Below are 3,096 nucleotides of genomic sequence, written 5' to 3'. Positions count from 1 at the left end.
AGTTGACGCAGGCCGACGTGCTGTTGGCGGTGTTGTCGAATCCGGTGCCCGATACCCGGGTTTCGGTGCAGGTGCAGGTCGGTACCGCGCCGTCGGCTGTGACGAACTCATCGAGTTGGGCGTGGGAGGCGTGGGCGGGCACTCGGTGGGTGGTGTGCGGTGTGGTGGAGGACACGACCGGCGGCTTCCAGCAGAGTGGGTATGTCACGCTGCAGGTCCCGTCGGCGCATTCGCCGACGGCCGTGGAGTTGAACCTGGGCACGGATGAGGCGCCGCAGGTGTGGCGTGCCGAGGATGTCGGCTTGCTGCGCTGCACCTACACCGGCGACCAGTACTTCACGATGGTGCTGACCGCGTTGACGCTGGAAGGCCAGATGTCGGTCCTGGTCCCGGTAGTGCAGGCCGAGGTGGTGGATGAGGCGTTGGTGGGGGTGTCCACCGGACTGGCGAACCAGCGGTTCGCCCTGCCGTCGGTGCCGTTGCTGACCGAGGGACGGATCACCGCCGAGACGACCGTGGCCGGCCAGGTGGTTCAGGAGTGGCAGTACGTGCGCACTCTGTCCTCCTCGGGGCCTGATGATCAGAACTTTTGGATCGATCCGACGACCGGTGAGGCGGTGTTCGGTATCGAGGCCAAGGAGGTGGACGGGCCTCGTCGCCACGGTGCGATCCCCCCGAAGGGAGCGGAGATCCGTATCACCCGGTTCCTCACCGGTGGTGGTTCCGTCGGTAATGTGCCCGCGCGCTCCATCACCGCGCTGCGTAATCCCCTGCCGCCGATCTCCGCGGTGTCCAATCCATCGGCGGCCGTCGGCGGTACCGACGCGGAGAGCGTGGAGCAGTGCGCACACCGGCTCCCACTGGGCCCCCTGGGCCCGCAGCGGGCCGTGACCGCAGCAGACATCGAGCGGCTGGTCCTCGCTTCCCCCACGGGGGTGCTGCGTGCCAAGCACGTGGGGGCGGGGACAGGCGAGCTCCTCACACCCTTCACGGAGACCGCGTCGTGGACACCGGCGACCGCCGTTGTCACTATCAGCAACAACACGGGCGGTGAAGTCTCGGTGCCGGCGGGCACCGTGGTCGGGACGGTACCCGCCGTTGCCAAGCTTGATGACGGGACGGAGCGGCCCCGGGCCACGACCGACCCTGCCGTGAAGTTCACCACGATCGCGCCGGCCACGATCCCGCCCTCCGCAGCCACGGGTGACTGGACCAAGGCGGGCAAGGCACGGGTGAACGTGATCCAGGAGATCACGCTTTCCGCCGGCACAGCGATCGACGGTCAGTCAACCGGCACATCGGGCATGGAATTCTACCTCCCCGAGAAAGCCGTCTTCGGCCAGAAACCCGCGATCACAGTGACCAGTGCGGGTGAAGAGCAACTGTGGACCGTCGTCGACACGTTCACCTCTTCCGGACCCGCCGACCAGCACGTCATGATCAACGCCTCCGACGGGGCGATTATCTTCGGGTTCGGTGGATACGGCGCCATCCCGCTGGCCGGATCCACCTTCACACTCGGGGAGAGCTACCAGGCCACCCTCGGCTCACAGGGGAACGTCACGGTCGGTCAGATCTGCGCGTTCTACCCGCCCAGGCCGGAGGGAACCGATCTGATGGTGACCAATGAACTCCCCGCCACCGGCGGCGCCGACGGGACCACCGTCCCGACCCAACCCACCGGCCCCTACGGACTGATGGTGATCCCCGCCTTGGCCGCTGGAAGCCGCATCAACTACACCGACCTACTCCCCTCCACCCAGCTGAAAGGCGCGGTCACACGCGCCCTGTGCCCGGTGATGCCTCCCGGCGTCACCGTGGCCGTGCAGGCCGCCGGGTACCAAGGCATCGAGGTCGTAGCCGTCCTGGCACCGGAGGAATCCCTACTGCCTTCAGAGCTCGCCACTCTGGGCCACTCGGCGGAAGAGGCGCTGTACGCCTACTTCAACCCCCTCACCGGCGGCCCCGACGGAACCGGCTGGCCTTTCGGCCGCCCCGTCCACGTCGGAGACGCCTACGTGGTGCTGGCCCGGCTTCCCGAAGTAGCAGAGGTGAAGGACATCCAGTTGTACCCGGCCAACCCGATCACCGGCGAACGAGGAGCGCAGACCGACCGGGTCGAGGTGACGGACCTGTCCACCGTGTTCTCCGTCAACCACACGGTGACCGTGGAAGAGCCCACCGCTATGGCCCGATAAACCCTACCCGGACGACGTCAACCACCATAGCGAGACGGAGGACAGGCAGTGATCACTGAAGTAGACAACGAACTCAAGAAACTCATCTCCCAGGCCATGGGTGGCTCTCCGCCGCAGGGTCCGGAGATTTCCTTCGATGCACCCACCAGGGACTGGTCAACCGGTGTCAGCGGCAGGCAAGTCATTAACGTATTCCTCTACGATCTCCGCGAAGATACGGACCTCCGCTCCGTCGGCGATGTCGAACTGACCATCAGTGGCACTGGTCAACCTCCACCGACGCAGCCTACCCACACCATCCCGCCGCCGCGCTCATACAAACTGTCATACATGCTCACAGCCTGGTACGCCACTCCGGCAGACATGCATCAAGCAATGGACACGATCATGATCGAGCTGTCTGCATACTCGGTTCTTGACATCACCTTCAGTGACGTCCTGCAACAACTCGAGCCGACTGCATATATGGAAGTCGGAACCCCTCCTGACAACCGCACCGTCAGCGAACTGTGGGACGCACTGGGAAACTCACCACTGCCGTGTGTCAACGTCGTCGTCACCCTGCCCATCGACCGCTACAAGACCACCAGCCCCACACCCATCAGCGGCCCGCCCGTCCAGGACGTGCTGGTGAACTCCGACGTCAAGTGATGTGGGTTCGCGAGAGAAGATCCGTTGTCTGTCCTTGCTATCGATGATGGCGGCGTCAACGGTGCCGGTAAGGCAGTGAATTGGCGCTGCCGTCCTGCCGACACCCTTTCCTTTGCGACTCCCCGGGGAGTGTGCTTCCGGTTCTCTTTTTGGGTGGTATCGGTATCTTGCGGATTCTGACCGGATTGCCTTTCGATACGGGCACCGCGACCGTTAACAGGGCTTCAGTTCCCTTCTCAACGACCAG

Annotated in this window: 2 protein-coding genes; both read left to right on the top strand. The window is 64.8% G+C overall.

Features of this window, described 5'->3' with window-relative positions; translation table 11 throughout:
- On the top strand, positions 1–2,198 hold a 2,198-nt coding region (locus tag ACZ6EM_RS40235; protein ID WP_401055196.1), incomplete at its 5' end, for a baseplate J/gp47 family protein.
- Between the two features lie 48 nt (positions 2,199–2,246).
- Positions 2,247–2,849 carry a Pvc16 family protein gene (locus tag ACZ6EM_RS40230; protein ID WP_331768678.1) on the top strand — a complete coding sequence of 201 codons (603 nt, stop codon included), beginning with the start codon at positions 2,247–2,249 and terminating at the stop codon, positions 2,847–2,849.
- Positions 2,850–3,096: the final 247 nt, after the last annotated feature.

This window comes from Kitasatospora sp. NPDC041917, assembly GCF_055589745.1.
This window is presented reverse-complemented; position numbering and strand designations above follow the sequence as displayed.